This is a genomic window from Aliiroseovarius sp., assembly GCF_030148435.1.
Lineage (GTDB): Bacteria > Pseudomonadota > Alphaproteobacteria > Rhodobacterales > Rhodobacteraceae > JASBTN01.
This window is the reverse complement of sequence record NZ_JASBTN010000052.1, coordinates 1-15,853: the sequence shown is the minus strand read 5'-3', so window position 1 is coordinate 15,853 and position 15,853 is coordinate 1. Positions and strand designations below refer to the sequence as shown.

12 protein-coding genes are annotated in these 15,853 nt (G+C 64.0%); 4 read left to right on the top strand and 8 right to left on the bottom strand.

Going from position 1 to position 15,853, the window contains the following annotated elements:
* Positions 1-46: 46 nt before the first annotated feature.
* On the bottom strand, positions 47-1,090 hold the full coding sequence (locus Q1V43_RS09430) for an aldo/keto reductase (RefSeq protein WP_300516947.1): 1,044 nt from the start codon (positions 1,088-1,090) through the stop codon (positions 47-49).
* A gap of 100 nt (positions 1,091-1,190) precedes the next feature.
* Between Q1V43_RS09430 and Q1V43_RS09425 the strand changes: the two genes are divergently transcribed.
* On the top strand, positions 1,191-1,793 hold the full coding sequence (locus Q1V43_RS09425; RefSeq protein ID WP_300516944.1) for a hypothetical protein: 603 nt from the start codon (positions 1,191-1,193) through the stop codon (positions 1,791-1,793).
* A 119-nt stretch (positions 1,794-1,912) separates the two neighbouring features.
* On the opposite strand, the gene Q1V43_RS09420 is transcribed toward Q1V43_RS09425, so the two are convergent.
* Positions 1,913-2,692 carry an SDR family oxidoreductase gene (locus Q1V43_RS09420; protein ID WP_300516940.1) on the bottom strand — a complete coding sequence of 260 codons (780 nt, stop codon included), beginning with the start codon at positions 2,690-2,692 and terminating at the stop codon, positions 1,913-1,915.
* Between the two features lie 314 nt (positions 2,693-3,006).
* Here Q1V43_RS09420 and Q1V43_RS09415 point away from each other — a divergent pair, with 314 nt between their 5' ends.
* The 3 genes from Q1V43_RS09415 (at position 3,007) to Q1V43_RS09405 (ending at position 7,526) form a co-directional block, all read left to right on the top strand.
* Complete coding sequence (locus tag Q1V43_RS09415) at positions 3,007-4,023, top strand: Hint domain-containing protein (RefSeq protein WP_300516937.1); 1,017 nt, start codon at positions 3,007-3,009, stop codon at positions 4,021-4,023.
* Between the two features lie 138 nt (positions 4,024-4,161).
* Positions 4,162-5,775 carry a peptide chain release factor 3 gene (locus tag Q1V43_RS09410; RefSeq protein ID WP_300516935.1) on the top strand — a complete coding sequence of 538 codons (1,614 nt, stop codon included), beginning with the start codon at positions 4,162-4,164 and terminating at the stop codon, positions 5,773-5,775.
* A gap of 269 nt (positions 5,776-6,044) precedes the next feature.
* Positions 6,045-7,526: a DEAD/DEAH box helicase gene (locus Q1V43_RS09405; RefSeq protein ID WP_300516932.1), complete on the top strand. Its 1,482-nt coding sequence runs from the start codon at positions 6,045-6,047 to the stop codon at positions 7,524-7,526.
* Between the two features lie 410 nt (positions 7,527-7,936).
* Here the strand turns inward: Q1V43_RS09405 and Q1V43_RS09400 are convergent, their stop codons facing one another.
* From Q1V43_RS09400 to nuoL, 6 genes are all read right to left on the bottom strand, one after another.
* Positions 7,937-9,598 carry a ribonuclease J gene (locus Q1V43_RS09400; protein ID WP_300516929.1) on the bottom strand — a complete coding sequence of 554 codons (1,662 nt, stop codon included), beginning with the start codon at positions 9,596-9,598 and terminating at the stop codon, positions 7,937-7,939.
* Entirely contained in the window at positions 9,595-10,374 is a 780-nt protein-coding gene (locus Q1V43_RS09395) for a type III pantothenate kinase (RefSeq protein WP_300516926.1), read from the bottom strand. Before Q1V43_RS09395 ends, Q1V43_RS09400 begins: the two co-directional genes overlap by 4 nt.
* A gap of 13 nt (positions 10,375-10,387) precedes the next feature.
* Positions 10,388-11,122 (bottom strand): biotin--[acetyl-CoA-carboxylase] ligase, encoded by a 735-nt coding sequence (locus Q1V43_RS09390; protein ID WP_300516924.1) that lies wholly within the window; start codon positions 11,120-11,122, stop codon positions 10,388-10,390.
* Between the two features lie 19 nt (positions 11,123-11,141).
* On the bottom strand, positions 11,142-12,578 hold the full coding sequence (nuoN, locus tag Q1V43_RS09385) for an NADH-quinone oxidoreductase subunit NuoN (RefSeq protein WP_300516922.1): 1,437 nt from the start codon (positions 12,576-12,578) through the stop codon (positions 11,142-11,144).
* 9 nt (positions 12,579-12,587) lie between these two features.
* A complete protein-coding gene (locus tag Q1V43_RS09380) occupies positions 12,588-14,132 on the bottom strand; it encodes an NADH-quinone oxidoreductase subunit M (protein ID WP_300516919.1) in 1,545 nt (514 codons plus the stop codon).
* A partial coding sequence (nuoL, locus tag Q1V43_RS09375; protein ID WP_300516916.1) for an NADH-quinone oxidoreductase subunit L occupies positions 14,132-15,853 on the bottom strand: 1,722 nt, incomplete at its 5' end. The genes nuoL and Q1V43_RS09380, both read right to left, overlap by 1 nt.

The following is a 15,853-nucleotide window of genomic DNA, read 5'->3' as shown; positions in this document are numbered from 1 at the left end:
TGTTAAACCCGCCCCTGTTTCGGCGTTAATGTCTTTAAACTTCGCCTCAATACGGCATCGCATGGGCCCGGTGGGCGTGGTCGATCTCGGACATCACCTCATCGCTCAGGATCAGATCCTGCCCGGCCAGGATGCGCTCCAGCTGCGCCAGCGTGGAGGCGCCGAAGATGGTCGAGCTCATGAAGGGCCGCGACACGCAAAACGCCAGCGCCATGTGGACCGGATCCAGCCCGTTACGTTCGGCGATGTCCAGATAGGCCGTGACCGCCGGAAAGACCTGATCGGTGACACGCCCCCCCAGCTCGGGATGAATGGTCTTGCGGCTGCCTTCGGGCAGGTGCCCGTGCTGGTACTTGCCGGTCAGAAGCCCGGCGGCAAGCGGAGAAAAGGAAAGCAGACCAACACCTTCGTTCACGCACAGCTCGGCCAGGTCGGTATCGGCAAGACGACAGAGCAGCGAGTATTCGTTCTGGACCGACACCACCGCGGGCGCGCCCTTCTCGCGGGCCAGCCGCAGCCATTCGGACGTGCCCCAGGCGCTTTCGTTGGACAGGCCGAAATGGCGCACCTTGCCCGCCTTGACCACATCCGCCATTGCGTCGAGCACATCATGCATGTGTGCCTCGGTCTCTTCGCGGTCCTGTTTCGATGGGTCATAGGTCCAGTTCTGGCGGAACATGTAGCTGCCACGATTTGGCCAATGTGTCTGATAAATATCAATAAAATCCGTCCTGAGACGTTTCAGGGACGCATCCACCGCCTCACGAATGGTTGCCCCGTCATAGCCCCGCCCCCCGCGCACCCAGCCGGGATTGTTGCCCGAGACCTTGGTGGCGATCACAACCTCTCCGCGCCGCCCGGTCCGCGCCAGCCAGTCCCCGATGAGGCTTTCCGTGCGCCCCACCGTATCGGCGCTGATCGGGTTCACCGGGTACATCTCGGCCGTGTCGACAAAATTGACCTCGTGGTCCAGCGCCATGTCGATCTGGGCGTGGCCCTCGGCGGGCGTGGTGGTCGACCCCCAGGTCATCGAGCCCAGGCTCAGCGCGCTGACCTCCAGGGCGCCGCCGGCAAGCGTGTTCATTTTCATGCGCGTGTCTCCTCGTGTTGGGGGCAGTGTGCCGATTGTCGCAGGCGTGGCAAGGTGATTTCGGATTGAGAACATATCAGGAACATTGTAGAATGAGAGCATGCATCACCCACCCCTCACCCGCCGGTCGCATCGCGCGGCGCCCGACCAGGCTTTCCTGGGCGGGCTGCACCTGGCCCGTGGCCGCGTGCATGAACTGGTCGGCCCCGCGCGCCAGACCCTGGCGATGATGGTCGCGGGCGGCATGACCGGGCCGGTTTTCTGGGTGCTGCCCGACTGGGCGCAGGGGCGGCCACACGGCCCCGGCATGGTGCGTTTTCTGGACCCCGGGCGGGTCAGTTTCGTCAATGCCAACCGGGCCGAGGACATTCTGTGGGTGCTCGAAGAGGTGCTGCGCGCCGGCGTGGTGCCGCTGGTTGTGGGCGACCTGCCCGGCCCGCCCGGCCTGACCCCGGTCAGGCGCATGCAGCTGGCCGCCGAGACTGGCGGGGGGGAGGCGCTGGGGCTGATCCTGACCCCGGAAGGTGCCGCCCAGGGCGTGGAAAGCCGCTGGCAGATGGTGCCGGATCATGATCCCGAGCGCGAGGCCTGGCGCCTGGCCCGGTTGCGTCACCGGCAGGAGCCCCCGCGCGACTGGGCGGTGCGGGTCAAGGGCGACGGGTTTGCGCTGGCCCCGCCCCGGCGGGTGGATACGGTGGAGTGAAATTTCGCCTTCCCCGGCCACCCCGGCCCGCCACGGCGATGAGGGATACCGCACACCTCAGACCGGACGGGGCCATGCCAGGGATGAGCGCCGGACCGGCGAGGCCCGGCCAGCGGGGCTTACAGCGTCGAATTCACTCCGCCGCCGTCCAGCAGGATATTCTGCCCGACGATGAAGCCCGCATGTTGCGAGCAGAGGAAGGCGCAGGTGGCGCCGAATTCCTCGATCGTGCCATAGCGCCCGGCGGGAATGGTGGCCTCGCGCGCCGCCCGGGCCTCCTCCATCGAAATGCCCTGCGCCTTGCTGACGCCCGTGTCCAGGGACACCGCCCGGTCGGTGGCATGAATGCCCGGCAGCAGGTTGTTGATCGTCACCCCCGAGCCGGCAATCTGGCGCGCGGTGCCGGCGACGTAGCCGGTCAGCCCCGCGCGGGCCGAATTGGACAGGCCCAGCACCGGAATCGGCGCCTTCACCGCCTGGCTGGTGATGTTGACCACCCGGCCCCATCCACGCTCCATCATGGTGGGCACCAGCGCCTTGATCAGCGCAATCGGCGTCAGCATGTTCGCGTCCAGGGCCGCGATGAAATCGTCCCGCTCCCAATCGGTCCACAGGCCCGGCGGCGGCCCGCCCGCGTTGTTGACCAGGATATCGACACCCCGGGCCGCTTCGAGCACCTTCGCGCGCCCCTCTTCCGAAGTCACATCGGCCGCCACGGCGACCACATCGACTCCAAATTCCTTGCGGATCGCCGCGGCAGAGGCCTCCAGCGCCTCCGCCCCGCGGGCATTCATCACCAGATCGACGCCCGCTTCGGCCAGCGCCCGGGCACAGCCCAGCCCCAGCCCCTTGGACGAGGCACAAACCAGCGCCCGTTTTCCCTTCAGTCCCAGATCCATGGTCGGTCTCCTCATTCCTGTGTGGGCGAATCCCCGGTCAATGACAGTTAACCCAACCGCAGGACTCGCCCCCCCGCAAGCCCCGCAATCACATAACTTGTAAACAAACCCGGATCGTCCGGGCATTTCAACGCAAACGGGAAACAGTCAACCGATTCTTCGCTTGAAATCGTGGCCTTGTCGGCGCGGTTTCATTGACCGGAACGGGACCGGTGGCCTATTTTTGAAATGCCGGTTGGAAGGGTTTTGTCCGGATCTCCGTGGGGGCGGGGCCGGGCTGGCAGCCGGGATTCTGACTGAATTTGGGTACAGCCATGTCATTTCTTGAAATCTCGCCCCCCGTGCCGGTGCAATCGCTGGTGGTCTACCCGGCCGAAGCCTTTCGCGTGAGACATGGGGTCAACGAAGGCGATCCGATCTCCGATGCGTCGGAGCTGGTCATGGAAGACGTCTATCAGCTGGCCCCGGACGCCCCCAGCCGCCGTCTCGCCGTGAGCACGGATGAGGCGACCGGCGCGTTCATGATCGGCGCCGGCAGCGCGTTGGGCCGGCCCGGCGCGCGGCTGTTTCTGGACAGCCTTGTCACATTCATGGGACCGAACGGCAGCCATGACGAAGCATTGCTTCTGGTCGAGGTCGACCCGGAGGGGGCGATCGCGCAGGTCTACCTGCACCCGCTGACACCGCTGGCGCCCAAAAGCGGCTATACGCTGGTCACGGTGGACACGGAACATGCCCGCGAGAAACTGGCGGAAAGCGCCTGTGTCTCTTTCGCACAGGGCACCCATATCACCATGGCTGACGGGCGTCAGGTGGCAATCGAGGCGCTGCAACCGGGCGACCGGGTGCTGACCCGGGATTCCGGCCCGCAGGAGCTGCGCTGGATTGGCCACCAGACCGTCCGCGCCAGCGGTGCCTTCGCCCCGATCCGCATCAAAGCCGGGGCGCTTAACAACCAGCGAGACCTGATCCTTAGCCCGAACCACCGGCTGTTCATCTACCAGCGGATAGACGCCATGGGCGCGGGCAAGAAGGAGGTGCTGGTCAAGGCGCGCCTTCTGGTCAATGGCACCAGTGTGGTGCAATCCGAGGGTGGCTTTGTCGAGTATTACCAGCTGCTGTTCGACAAACACGAGGTCATCTATGCCGAGGGCATCGCCTCGGAAAGCCTGTTCGTCGACGGCGCCACCCGCCCCGCCCTGCCCGACGAGGTGAGCCGCCGGCTGCGCGCGGACACCAAGGCCAGCCTGGGCGCGTGCGAACTGCGCGAAGTGGATGTGGCGGCGAAGGACACCGTCGATCGGCTGCGCCGGGCTTCGGTCGCGCGGTAAGCGCAACCAGGCGGTGTCGCTGCGCGACGCTTGATTGGGTTGAATGAGGGGCGTTGCCCCTCAAACTCCCCAGGATATTTTTGGCAAGATAAAAGGCAGAGCGTTGCGGGGTCTTCCGCGGGGCGCTATATGGCGCCCATGTTGGATATTGCCCACCCGAACCGCCCTGACCTGCCCGCCGAGATTGCCCGGCGGCGCACCTTTGCCATCATTTCGCACCCGGATGCGGGCAAGACGACGCTGACGGAAAAGTTCCTGCTCTATGGTGGTGCGATCCAGATGGCCGGTCAGGTGCGCGCCAAGGGCGAGGCGCGGCGCACACGGTCGGATTTCATGCAGATGGAGAAGGATCGGGGGATCTCGGTCTCGGCCTCGGCCATGTCCTTCGACTTCGGGCAGTTCCGCTTCAACCTTGTCGATACGCCCGGCCACTCGGATTTCTCGGAGGACACCTCTCGCACGCTGACGGCGGTGGACGCGGCGGTGATGGTGATCGACGGGGCCAAGGGGGTGGAAAGCCAGACCCGGAAGCTGTTCGAGGTCTGCCGGTTGCGTGACCTGCCAATCCTGACCTTCTGCAACAAGATGGACCGCGAAAGCCGCGAAACCTTCGAGATCATCGACGAGATCCAGGAGAACCTGGCGATCGACGTGACCCCGGCCTCCTGGCCGATCGGCACGGGCCGCGAGTTCATGGGCTGCTATGACCTGCTGAACGACCGGCTGGAGCTGATGGACCGCGCCGACCGGAATGTCGTGGCGGAGAGCATAGAAATCAACGGCCTGGACGACCCGAACCTGGCCAAGCATGTGCCCGCGCACCTGCTGGACCAGTTCCTGGAAGAGGTCGAGATGGCGCGCGAACTGTTGCCCAGGCTCGATCCGCAGGCGGTGCTGGAAGGGCATATGACCCCGATCTGGTTCGGCTCGGCAATCAACTCCTTCGGGGTGCAGGAGCTGATGCAGGGCATCGCCAGTTATGGTCCGGAACCGCAACCGCAGTCCGCCCAGCCACGCGAGGTTGCGCCGGAGGAAAAGAAGGTCGCGGGCTTCGTTTTCAAGGTTCAGGCCAACATGGACCCGAAACACCGCGACCGGGTGGCCTTCGTGCGTCTGGCCAGCGGCCATTTCAAGCGCGGCATGAAACTGACCCATGTGCGCACCAAAAAACCGATGGCCGTGTCCAACCCGGTACTGTTCCTGGCCTCGGATCGCGAACTGGCGGAAGAGGCCTGGGCGGGCGACATCATCGGCATTCCGAACCACGGCCAGCTGCGCATTGGCGACACGCTGACAGAGGGCGAGGCGCTGCGCGTGACCGGCATTCCGAGCTTCGCGCCGGAGCTGTTGCAGGCCTGTCGTGCAGGCGACCCGATGAAGGCCAAACACCTGGAAAAGGCTTTGATGCAGTTCGCCGAGGAAGGCGCGGCCAAGGTGTTCAAACCGAACCTCGGCTCGGGTTTCATCGTCGGCGTCGTCGGCGCCCTGCAGTTCGAGGTTCTGGCCAGCCGGATCGAGCTGGAATACGGGCTGCCCGTGCGCTTTGAGGCAACGCAGTTCACCTCCGCCCGCTGGGTCACGGGGCCGAAACCCGAGGTCGACAGGTTCGTCAATACCAACAAGCAGCACATCGCCCACGACCATGACGGCGACGTGGTCTACATGACCCGGCTGCAATGGGACATCGACCGGATCGAACGCGACATGCCCGAGCTGACCCTGTCGGCAACGAAGGAAATGCACGGGGCATGAGCAGGAATGTGCCCTGCCCCACCCTCCCCGTGCTGGCGGCAGGTTTTCGCCCGGAACTTCATCCCGGCTGCGGTATCTGAGCCACATTCCTCGGCCAAACGGCCGTTGCCTCCAATGCGCAGAGGCATTTCCGGCCATGTCATTGACCCGCCCGGCATTTTTCGATACCCATCGGGCACCTGAAGGGGCGCAGCTGCCGCGCCACGGCCATACGGGCCCTCCCTTCTCAGATGCACGGGCCAAAAACGGTCCGTAACCTACGGATCATAATGACCAAATTCTCTGACCTGAAGCTCAGCCCCAAAGTCCTGAAAGCCGTTGAAGAAACCGGCTATGAAACCCCGACTCCGATCCAGGCCGGCGCCATCCCGCCCGCATTGGAAGGCCGCGACGTGCTGGGCATTGCCCAGACCGGCACCGGCAAGACCGCCGGGTTCACCCTGCCGATGATCTCCATGCTGGCCCGCGGCCGCGCCCGGGCGCGTATGCCGCGTTCGCTGGTGCTGTGCCCCACCCGTGAACTGGCCGCCCAGGTGGCCGAAAACTTCGACACCTACGCCAAACATGTCAAACTGACCAAGGCGCTCCTGATCGGCGGTGTCTCGTTCAAGGAACAGGACCAACTGATCGACAAGGGCGTCGATGTGCTGATCGCCACGCCCGGCCGCCTTCTGGACCATTTCGAACGGGGCAAGCTGATCCTGTCCGACGTGAAGGTCATGGTGGTGGACGAGGCCGACCGCATGCTGGACATGGGCTTCATCCCGGATATCGAAAAGATCTTCGGTCTGACCCCGTTTACCCGCCAGACCCTGTTCTTCTCGGCCACCATGGCGCCCGAGATCGAGCGGATCACCAACACTTTCCTGTCGAACCCGGAACGTATCGAAGTGGCCCGGCAGGCCACCACGTCCGAGACGATCATCCAGGAACTGGTGATGTTCAAACCCTCGCGTCGGGATCGCGCCGCATCGGAAAAACGAACGGTTCTGCGCGGCGTAATCGACCGCGAGGGCGAGGCCTGCACCAACGCGATCATCTTCTGCAACCGCAAGACGGATGTGGATATCACCGCAAAATCCCTGAAGAAATACGGCTACAACGCCGAGCCGATCCACGGCGATCTGGATCAGTCCAGGCGCATGGAGGTGCTGCAGGGCTTCCGTGATGGCACCATTCGTTTCCTCTGCGCCTCCGACGTGGCCGCGCGTGGTCTGGACATTCCGAACGTGTCCCACGTGTTCAACTTCGACGTGCCCGGCCATGCCGAGGACTATGTGCACCGCATTGGCCGCACCGGCCGCGCGGGCCGCGAGGGCAAGGCGGTAATGATCTGCGAGCCGCGTGACGAAAAGAACCTGGATGCGGTCGAACGCCTGATCGAAACGGAAATTCCGCGCGGCGAGAATCCGGTCAAACCCGCCGAGCGCAAGCGCAGCAAGCCCGAAGGGGTCGGTGAAGAGAAGCCCGCGCGTGCCCGTGGCCGGACCCGCAATACCGAAGACAAGCCGGTCAAGGCCAAGCCTGCCAAGGTTCAGGAGGCTGCGCCGCAAGAGGCCAAATCCGAGCCCCCCCTCCCCGAGGCCAAACCCAAGGAAACCCGCCAGCCGGAGCCCAAGCCGCAGTCGAACCGTGGTCGCGGTGCCCAACGTGGGCGCGGCGGAAAACAGGGCGGCCCCAGCGTCCCGGGCATGGGCGATCACGTGCCCGATTTCATCGCCAAAAGTTTCGACGAACGGCGCGCCGGGTAATATCACAACGCGATTGATGCAAGCCCACGGCGTTTCGTCCTTTGCTGTGGCACAGCATAGGCATAGGGGCGAATCGCTCTGAACCCTTTGAAATCATGAGGGCTTCGGGATCGAACTGTTGCCCGGCCCAGTCTTGAAACACTTCAGGTTAAGGCAAAAGGGACACGGCCTGCTGGTGACGGGCCGTGACAAGCGGCGCAGTTCCCCGACCAACGTGCCCCGACCAACGCCGAAGAAATTCGCGCCATGGCAGGGGTGAGTTCAACCGGTTCACCGGGCCGCAGGGCTGACCCCTGCGGCATTCCCTCCGCCTGACGGACGCCCCGGGCAGGGTGCGCCCCGGTCCGCTCTCGGCCGGCCTGACGCGGACCCGCGAACAGATGCACACGCTGGCCGGCCTGGGCCCCGGGTCACTCGAGCCGGCTGACCACCACGGTCACTTCCGGCTTTCGGCCGATCTCGTCATTGGCGGTTTTGCGCGCGATCTTCTTCAGCTCGTCTTCCAACTTGTCGTCGTCGCGCAGGGTCTTGCCACGGGCGCGCATCAGGAACTGGCCCAGGTCTTCCTCCAGAACCTCGACCAGAGCTGCGCGGGAACTGCCGGTTTCGGGCAGGCCCGAGGCCTCGACCCAGGGGTCGCCCAGCGGCTCGTCGCCGTCCAGGATCACATTGACGATCACATGGCCATTCAGCGCCAGGCGGATGCGGTCGCGCACCACCCCATCGAGCGCCCCGATCAGGATGTCGCCGTCCAGATAGACGCGATCCGCCTCGACATGTTCCACGACATGCGGCTTGACCCCGGTCAGGTCACACATCGCCCCGTTCACGACCACCATAGACGACCGCCCTCCAGCTTCGGCGATGCGGACATGTTCGCGCAAGTGGCGGTGTTCGCCATGCATGGGGATGACGATTTCCGGGTTCAGGATCTGGTGCACACGCTCAAGGTCCGGGCGGTTGGCATGGCCCGACACGTGGTAGCGGTCGTTTTCCGCCACCACGTCCACGCCCATTTCGGAAAACGCGTTCATGATGCGGATCACGCCGCGTTCGTTGCCCGGAATGGTCTTCGAGCTGAACAGGAACATGTCGCCCTCGGCCATGGTCAGGCCCAGGTATTTGCCCCGCGCCAGCTGCGCCGACGCCGCGCGCCGTTCACCCTGGCTGCCGGTGACGATCAGCATCAGGCTTTCGCGAGGGATGTCGCGGGCGTCCTCGGCGGTCACGGTGGTGGGGAAGTCTGCCAGCACACCGGTATCCACCCCGGCCTGAATCATGCGACGCATGGCGCGGCCCAGCAGGCAGACGGACCGCCCTGCGGCCTTGCCCGCCTCGGCCAGCTGTTTCACCCGCGCCACGTTGGAGGCAAAGGTGGTCGCGACCACCATGCGGTCGGCCCCCTCGATCAGCTTGACCAGTTCCGGGCCGACCTCGCTTTCCGAGCGGCCCGCATGGGGGCTGAACACGTTGGTGGAATCACAGATCAGCGCCTTGATGCGGGGGCTGGCGACCTCGCGCCACAGTGCCTCGTCGAACCTGTCGCCCAGCACCGGGTTTTCATCCAGCTTGAAGTCGCCGGTGTGCACCAGACGCCCGGCGGGCGTGTCGATCACCAGACCCGCGCTTTCGGGGATCGAGTGGCTGAGCGGCAGGAACGAGACCTTGAAAGGCCCCGCATTGATCACCTCCGGGAAGACCTGCGCGGCGATGACCTGATCGGGATCCTGCCCCGCCTCTTCCATCTTGCGCTGCGCATGGTAGCGGGTGAAGGGCCGCGCATAGATCGGCGCCTGAAGCTTGGAATGCAAACGCCCCACGGCGCCCACGTGGTCCTCGTGGGCATGGGTGACGAAGATCGCTTCGAGCCGGTCGGCGTTTTTTTCCAACCAGGTCACGTCCGGCATGATCAGGTTCACGCCGGGCGTGGTATCCATGTCCGGGAAGGTCACGCCCAGATCGACGAGGATCAGCCGTTCCTTGCCCGGTGCCCCCCAGCCATAGACATAGGCATTCATGCCAATTTCCCCGGCACCGCCGAGGGGGAGATAAATCAGGCGTTCGGCGCTCATGCGGGGCCGTGCTCCTTGTTGTAATTGTGTATGACGACCAGACCATGCATGGTCAGGTCCTCTTCAAAAGCGTCAAAAAGGTCGGCGGTCTGATCGAACAGAGGGGCCAGCCCGCCGGTGGCAACGACCTTCATCGGTCGGGCGCGTTCTTCCTTGATCCGCGCGCTGATCTCACGCACCAGGCCGACATAGCCCCAGAATACACCGGACTGCATGCAGGTAACGGTATTGGTACCGATCACGTTCTGCGGCTTGGAGATGTCGACATGGGGCAACGCAGCGGCGGCCATGTGCAGGGCTTCGAGCGACAGGTTAACCCCCGGCGCGATCACCCCGCCGATGTAGCTGCCGTCCTTCGAGACCACATCGAAGGTAGTCGCGGTGCCGAAATCGACAACGATCAGGTTGCCGCCATGGCGGTCGAAGGCCCCTGCGGTGTTCACCAGCCGGTCCGGGCCCACGATGGTGCCACTGTCCACCTTGGGCGCATGCGGCAAAAGGCATTCGGGCTTGCCCACGACGATCGGGCGGCAACCGAAGAACCGGTCGGCAAAGACGCGCAGGTTGAACACCACGCGCGGCACCGTGGTCGAGATGATCACATCGGTGATGTCCAGTTCGATCCCGTAATGCTGGATCAGGGTCGAGAACCAGGTGAAATAGGCATCAGCCGTGCGCGCGTGATGGGTCGAGGTACGCAGGGTGCACAGGAATTTCTCGCCATCCCAGATCGAGAAGACGGTATTGGTGTTGCCGCAATCGATGGCCAGAAGCATGGTCGCCCCCCGCTCAGAAGAAAATATCCGCCGCCGGGATCACCTGGCGGCCCTTGGGGGTGGATAGAACAAGGTTGCCCTCTTCGTCCACAGTTTCGAACACGCCCTGGGTCTCTGTCGTACCGGCGCGCGCGGTAATTGTCTCGCCCAACCTGGCGGCGCGCGCCAGCCAGGCCTCGCGGATCGGGGCGAACCCGTAGGTGGTGAAACTCTGCTCCCACCGCGCATAGGCGGGGGCGAGCAGGCAGAGGAACTCCTCGGGCGTGACCCGCGCGCCGGTTTCGTCCATCAGGCTGACCGGGGTGACGGCACCGGGTTCGACCTGATCACGCGGCGGGGCGGCCACCAGGTTCACGCCGATACCAATGGCGATATGGCTGACGCCCCCACCGCTGCCTGCGCTTTCCAGCAGAATACCGGCGACCTTGCCGCCATTCATCAAGACGTCATTGGGCCATTTCAGCGCAAAGCTCTGGGCCCGGCCGGTGGCAGCGACGAAAGCGTCGAACAGCGCCAGCGAGGCCACGAAGCTGCGCAGGGCCACCTGGGCGGGCGGCTCGGTGGGGCGCATGACCAGCGTGGCCATGAAATTTCCGGGTGGGCCCACCCAGGCGCGGCCACGGCGGCCACGGCCTGCGGTCTGTTCATGGGCCAGGATCCATTCCGGCCCAATCAGCGTGGGCGCGATTCGCGCCGCTTCCGCATTGGTGCTTTCGACACTGGCCAGCACACGCCGGCCAGTGCCCACGGGCCAATCGGCCGGCCACTCAGTTGACAAGGGCGGCGGCGGCGGCGGCTGCCGCTCCTTCGATGCCAAAGAGGTTGATCGCCCCCAGCACCATGATCGCGGCCGAGCCCATCAGCGCAGCCCAGGCGGCGGGTGCCATCGGCGTCTGCACGCCCTCGCCCTCGTCCCCGAAATACATGAAGAACACGATGCGCAGGTAATAGAAGGCCCCGATCACCGAAGCGATCACACCGGCCACGGCCAGCCAGGTCAGTCCCGACTGAACGGCGGCGTTCAGCACGGCGTATTTTCCGAAGAAGCCGACCATCGGCGGCACACCGGCAAGGCTGAACATCAGGATCAGCATGGCGGCGGCCTTCATCGGTTCCGCGCGCGAATAGAGCTTCATGCTGGCAATGTCCGTGACCGGCTTGCCGTCCCGCTCCATCGACAGGATGAAGGCGAAGGTGCCTATGTTCATGGTCAGGTAGATCGCCATGTAGATCAGCATCGCCTGCACGCCGAATTCGGTCCCGGCGGCCAGGCCCAGCAGGGCAAAACCCATGTGGGAGATCGACGAATAGGCCATCAGGCGCTTGATGTTGGTCTGACCGATCGCGGCAATCGCGCCCAGGAACATCGACAGGAGCGCCAGGAAGGCAACGATCTGCTGCCAGTCGGCCACGGCGTTGCCGAAGGCGTCGAACATGACGCGGGCAAACAGGCCCATCGCCGCCAGTTTTGGCGCGGTGGCGAAGAAGGCCGTGACCGGGGTCGGCGCCCCTTCGTAGACATCCGGCGTCCACATGTGGAAGGGCACTGCCGAGACCTTGAAGGCCATGCCGGACAGCACGAAGGTCAGGCCGATCAGCAGGCCCATGCCCACATGGCCGTCATTCGCCGCCCCGATGATGCCGCCAAACAGGGTGGTGCCGGAATACCCGTAGACCAGCGAGGCGCCGTAAAGCATCAGGCCCGAGCTCAGCGCGCCCAACACGAAGTATTTCATGCCCGCTTCGGTCGATTTCACGCTGTCGCGGTTCAGCGACGCGACGACGTAAAGCGCCAGCGACTGCAGTTCCAGACCCATGTAGAGCGCGATCAGATCCCCGGCCGAGACCATGACCATCATGCCCACGACTGACAGGGCGATCAGGATCGGGTATTCGAATTTCAGAAGGCCGCGACGCGCCATGGCCTCCGTGCCGACCACCAGGACGGCACCGGCCGACAGCAGGATCGCCACCTTGGCAAACCGCGCATAGGCGTCGTCGACCACCATGCCGTTGAACCCTTCGCGGGCGCCCTCTCCGCCGGCGATCATCACCGCCAGCAGGGCCATGACCAACGCGGTCAGCCAGGTCAGAGGCGCCGCCAGCCGGTCCTTGCCGGTATAGACGGCACCGATCAGCGCGGCCATCGCATAGACCGAGAGCAGGATCTCGGGCAGGACGATTTGAATGTCAGAGCTCATCATACGCCCCCCTTAATGCGAAGACATGGCCACATCCGCAGCGTCGGCTGCGGGGATGGCGGCGTGATAGTTGTTCAGAAGCGCCTCGACCGAGGGGCCAATGATGTCGGTGACAAGCGCCGGGTAGACACCCAGCAGCAGGGTCATGACCACCAGCGGGGCGAAGATCGCCTTCTCGCGGGTGGTCAGCTCGTTGATCGTCTTCAGGCTTTCCTTGATCAGATCCCCGAATACCACGCGGCGATAGAGATAGAGCGCATAGGCGGCCGAAAAGATCACCCCGGACGTCGCCACCAGGGCAATCCAGGTGTTGGCCTTGAACATGCCGACCAGGGTCAGGAATTCACCGATGAAGCCAGAGGTGCCCGGCAGGCCGACGTTCGCCATGGTGAAGAACATGAAGATCAGCGCATAGGATGGCATCCGGTTCACCAGACCGCCATAGGCGTCGATGTCGCGGGTGTGCATCCGGTCATAGATCACGCCGACACAGAGAAAGAGCGCCCCCGAGATGAAGCCGTGCGACAGCATCTGGAAGATCGCCCCGTCCAGACCCTGCTGGTTCAGGGCGAAGATACCGGCGGTGACATACCCCATGTGGGCGACCGAACTGTAGGCAATCAGCTTTTTCATGTCCTCCTGCACAAGAGCGACCAGCGAGGTGTAGACAATGGCGATGACCGACAGCCACAGGACAAAAGTGGCCAGAACCTCGGTGCCGATCGGGAACATCGGCAACGAGAACCGAAGGAAGCCGTAGCCGCCCAGCTTCAACAGGATCGCGGCCAGCACGACCGAGCCCGCAGTCGGTGCCTGAACGTGGGCATCCGGCAGCCAGGTGTGCACCGGCCACATCGGCAGTTTCACCGCGAAGCTGGCGAAGAACGCCAGGAACAGCAGCGTCTGCGCCCCGCCCACGACCTGAATGCCAAGCAGGCTGAAGGTCTCGGACCCGAAGTTGTGGCTCAGCAGGGTCGGGATGTCCGTGGTGCCCGACTCGACGAACATGTAGATCATCGCAACCAGCATCAGCACCGAGCCCAGGAAAGTGTAGAGGAAGAACTTGAACGAGGCGTAGATGCGATCCTTGCCGCCCCAGATGCCGATGATCAGGAACATCGGGATCAGCCCTGCCTCGAAGAACAGGTAGAACAGCACCAGGTCCAGCGCCATGAACACACCCAGAATGAGCGTTTCAAGCAGCAGGAAGGCGATCATGTATTCCTTGACCCGCGACGTGACCCCCCAGGAGGCCGCAATGGTGATCGGCATCATAAAGGTGGTCAGCAGCACGAACAGGACCGAAATCCCGTCGACCCCCATCTTGTACTTCAGCCCCAGGATCCAGTCGCCCTCTTCGACATACTGGAAGCCGGTGTTGGCCGGGTCGAACCCGGTCAGGATCAGGAGCGAGAAGAGGAAGGTCGCCGACGTCGCCGCCAGCGCCACCCATTTCGCGTTTCTCTGGGCTGCCGCATCGTCTCCGCGAAGGAACAGCGCCAGGACAACAGCCGCAACCAGCGGCAGGAACGTGATGATTGAAAGCAGGTTGTTCATTAGTTCGCGCCCCCGAAGAGGGTCATGAGGGAGATGAGAGCAACGATCCCGAGGACCATCGCGAAGGCGTAGGTAAAGACGTAGCCCGACTGCGCCCGGCCCGCGAGGCGTGTGACCCAGGGCACAATGCCCATGGCCACGCCGTTCAGGAAGCCGTCAATCGTCTTGCCATCCCCGCGTCTCCACAGGAACTGACCGATCTTGAAGGCCGGCTTGACGAACAGGAAGTCGTAGATCTCGTCAAAGTACCACTTGTTCAGCAGGAACTGGTAGACATGCGGCAGCGTGTCGGCCAGACGTTTCGGCAGGCTCGGGTTCACGATGTAGAACCAGAAGGCGGTGACAAACCCCAGCACCATCGCGACGAAGGGGCTCACCTTGACCCATTTCGGGGCATGGTGTGCGTCGTCGATCACGGTGTTGTCCGGGCTCATGTAGATCGCGCCGACCGGGGCGGTGGCGTTCTCCTCGGCCGCGGCGGGGGTGTCACCATCCTCGACGGCTTCGGCATGTGCCTCCATCCCGAAGAAGCCGTTGATCTGCTCCTCATCTCCGAAGAACGAACCGTACCAGATCATACCGGCGAACACCGCGCCCAGGGCCAGCACGCCCAGCGGGACCGTCATGACGGTCGGGCTTTCATGGGCGTGCTCGTGGGTGTGCTTGTCGCCACGTGCCTCACCGTAAAAGGTCAGGAACATCAGGCGCCAGCTGTAAAAGCTGGTGAACAGCGCCGCGATGACCAGCGCCCAGAAGGCGAACCCGCCCTGGGTGCCAGCGTAAGCGCTTTCGATGATCGCATCTTTAGACAGGAAGCCGGAGAAACCGATCGTGGTCAGCGGGATGCCGACACCGGTGATGGCCAGTGTACCGATCATCATCGCCCAGAACGTATGGGGCAGCTTCTTGCGCAGGTTGCCGTAGTTGCGCATGTCCTGCTCGTGATGCATGCCGTGGATCACCGAACCGGCGCCAAGGAAGAGCATCGCCTTGAAGAAGGCGTGGGTGAACAGGTGGAACATGGCGACCGAATAGACGCCGACACCGGCGGCGACGAACATGTAGCCCAGCTGGGACATGGTCGAATAGGCGATCACCCGTTTGATGTCGTTCTGCACCAGGCCGATTGTCGCCGCGACAAAGGCCGTCGCAGCACCGACATAGGTGATGAAGGCCGTCGCCTGCGGAGCGTATTCCATCAGCGGCGACATGCGGCTGACAAGAAAGACACCCGCAGTCACCATGGTTGCCGCGTGGATCAGCGCCGACACCGGGGTCGGGCCTTCCATCGCGTCCGGCAGCCAGGTGTGCAGGAACAGCTGCGCCGACTTGCCCATCGCGCCCACGAAGAGCAGGAAGGCAATCAGGTTGGCCGCGTTCCAGTCGCGCCACAGGAAGGTCAGGTCGGTCTCGGCCAGCATCGGCGCGGCGGCGAAGATCTCGTCAAAGCGGATCGAGCCGGTCAGCCAGAACAGGCCGAAGATGCCCAGGGCAAAACCGAAGTCGCCGACACGGTTGACCACGAAGGCCTTGATCGCCGCGGCATTGGCCGAGGGTTTCTTGTAGTAGAAGCCGATCAGCAGGTAGGAGGCGACACCGACGCCTTCCCAGCCGAAGAACATCTGAAGCAGGTTGTCTGCCGTCACCAGCATCAGCATGGCGAAGGTGAAGAAGCTCAGATAGGCGAAGAAGCGGGGACGGTAGCTTACGCCTTTGAACTG

Excerpts from the sequence above, each read along its gene's own strand:
- Q1V43_RS09430 (WP_300516947.1), bottom strand. The coding sequence starts at position 1,090 with ATGAAAATGAACACGCTTGCCGGCGGCGCCCTGGAGGTCAGCGCGCTG.
- Q1V43_RS09425 (WP_300516944.1), top strand. The coding sequence starts at position 1,191 with ATGCATCACCCACCCCTCACCCGCCGGTCGCATCGCGCGGCGCCCGAC.
- Q1V43_RS09420 (WP_300516940.1), bottom strand. The coding sequence starts at position 2,692 with ATGGATCTGGGACTGAAGGGAAAACGGGCGCTGGTTTGTGCCTCGTCC.
- Q1V43_RS09415 (WP_300516937.1), top strand. The coding sequence starts at position 3,007 with ATGTCATTTCTTGAAATCTCGCCCCCCGTGCCGGTGCAATCGCTGGTG.
- Q1V43_RS09410 (WP_300516935.1), top strand. The coding sequence starts at position 4,162 with ATGTTGGATATTGCCCACCCGAACCGCCCTGACCTGCCCGCCGAGATT.
- Q1V43_RS09405 (WP_300516932.1), top strand. The coding sequence starts at position 6,045 with ATGACCAAATTCTCTGACCTGAAGCTCAGCCCCAAAGTCCTGAAAGCC.
- Q1V43_RS09400 (WP_300516929.1), bottom strand. The coding sequence starts at position 9,598 with ATGAGCGCCGAACGCCTGATTTATCTCCCCCTCGGCGGTGCCGGGGAA.
- Q1V43_RS09395 (WP_300516926.1), bottom strand. The coding sequence starts at position 10,374 with ATGCTTCTGGCCATCGATTGCGGCAACACCAATACCGTCTTCTCGATC.
- nuoN (WP_300516922.1), bottom strand. The coding sequence starts at position 12,578 with ATGATGAGCTCTGACATTCAAATCGTCCTGCCCGAGATCCTGCTCTCG.
- Q1V43_RS09380 (WP_300516919.1), bottom strand. The coding sequence starts at position 14,132 with ATGAACAACCTGCTTTCAATCATCACGTTCCTGCCGCTGGTTGCGGCT.